This window comes from Aurantimonas marianensis, from assembly GCF_024195285.1.
Lineage (GTDB): Bacteria > Pseudomonadota > Alphaproteobacteria > Rhizobiales > Rhizobiaceae > Aurantimonas > Aurantimonas marianensis.
This window is the reverse complement of sequence record NZ_JALHBS010000139.1, coordinates 1-1,280: the sequence shown is the minus strand read 5'-3', so window position 1 is coordinate 1,280 and position 1,280 is coordinate 1. Positions and strand designations below refer to the sequence as shown.

At 60.5% G+C, this 1,280-nt stretch carries 2 protein-coding genes and 1 pseudogene; all 3 read right to left on the bottom strand.

What is annotated here, in order from left to right; translation table 11 throughout:
* A pseudogene (locus tag MJ956_RS18685) lies at positions 1 to 459 on the bottom strand (succinate--CoA ligase subunit alpha); the annotation flags it as partial.
* Positions 460 to 477: 18 nt separating this feature from the next.
* Positions 478 to 888: a PIN domain-containing protein gene (locus tag MJ956_RS18680; RefSeq protein WP_253965921.1), complete on the bottom strand. Its 411-nt coding sequence runs from the start codon at positions 886 to 888 to the stop codon at positions 478 to 480.
* Positions 869 to 1,126 (bottom strand): DUF6364 family protein, encoded by a 258-nt coding sequence (locus MJ956_RS18675; RefSeq protein WP_253965920.1) that lies wholly within the window; start codon positions 1,124 to 1,126, stop codon positions 869 to 871. The genes MJ956_RS18680 and MJ956_RS18675 overlap by 20 nt, the downstream gene beginning before the upstream one ends.
* Positions 1,127 to 1,280 lie beyond the last annotated feature (154 nt).

Sequence of the window (1,280 nt, the reverse complement as noted above, 5' to 3'; positions counted from 1 at the left end):
TTTGAAGATGTTGCCGGGCATGATGCCGATCTTGCACTCGTCCGGGGTCAGCACGCCCGGGCAGTTCGGCCCGAGCAGCCGGGATTTGGACTTGTCGAGCTTGGCCTTGACCCTGACCATGTCCATCACCGGGATGCCCTCGGTGATGCAGACGATGAACGGAATTTCCGCGTCGATCGCCTCCTCGATGGCGGCGGCCGCGCCCGCCGGCGGCACGTAGATCACCGAGGCGTCGGCGCCGGTCTTGTCCTTGGCTTCGGCGACCGAGGCGAAGATCGGCAGCTCGACGGTGCGGCCGTCGGCCGTGCCCTGCCACATCTCGCCGCCCTTCTTGGGATGGGTGCCGGCGACCATCTGCGTGCCGTGATAGGCCAGCGCCTGTTCGGTGTGGAACGAGCCGGTCTTGCCGGTCAGCCCCTGCACGATGATCCTGGTGTTCTTGTCGACGAGGATGGACATGGAGATTCCTAGGTGGGCTCAATTCTCGATGAAAGGATTCACAATACGGACGCCCTCATAGGACTGGCCGTGATTGAGGTCTTCGGTGTAGAGGGTAGTTTCATCCAAGCGTTTGGCAGCGGCGATGAGAGCGGCATCCCAGTAGGAGATTTGGTATCGTTGCGAGAGAGCGATCCCGGCCAGAACGACGCCGCGATCGATCGCCTGCACCGTGAAATTCTCCAGAAATGTCAGCCACCGCTCGACTTCGGCGAGCTTCAGACGGTGCTTTCTGACGGCAATACTGTAGAATTCCGCGAGAACCTGACCCGACAACGAGTACGGTCCATCCTCCAGGAATTCCAGGGCCCGTAGCCACTTGACGCGCTCGTCCACCGCTCCGGTCGCAGCGTAGACGAGAACATTCGTGTCAACGAAGCCGGCCCTCATAGGCATCCTCCCGGGTGAATTTGTAACCCTCCCCAAGTGAGACACCCGATCTGGCACTCATCTCGCGCAACTGGGCGAGCGCTTCCTTGTACTGACGGCGCTCATCGTCCTTTGCCTGGCTCAACTGCTCCAAATGCTCGCGGACAAGGGCGTTAAGCGACGTGCCACGATCATGGGCAATCGCACGAACGCGTCGGAGCACCTCTTCATCGACTGCGAGCGTAATATTTTTCACCATCACACACCTCCACAGTCACACATAATCTGTGTTGCGCATCTGGACAACCGGGAGTTTACCCGACGGCCTTGACGATCTTCTGCGCGGCATCGTCGAGATCGTCGGCGGCGGTGATCGCAAGGCCCGAATCGTTGAGGATCGCCTTGCCCTGGTC

Bases quoted from the DNA above. Each gene is read 5' to 3' on its own strand.
- MJ956_RS18680 (WP_253965921.1), bottom strand. From the start codon at position 888: ATGAGGGCCGGCTTCGTTGACACGAATGTTCTCGTCTACGCTGCGACC.
- MJ956_RS18675 (WP_253965920.1), bottom strand. From the start codon at position 1,126: ATGGTGAAAAATATTACGCTCGCAGTCGATGAAGAGGTGCTCCGACGC.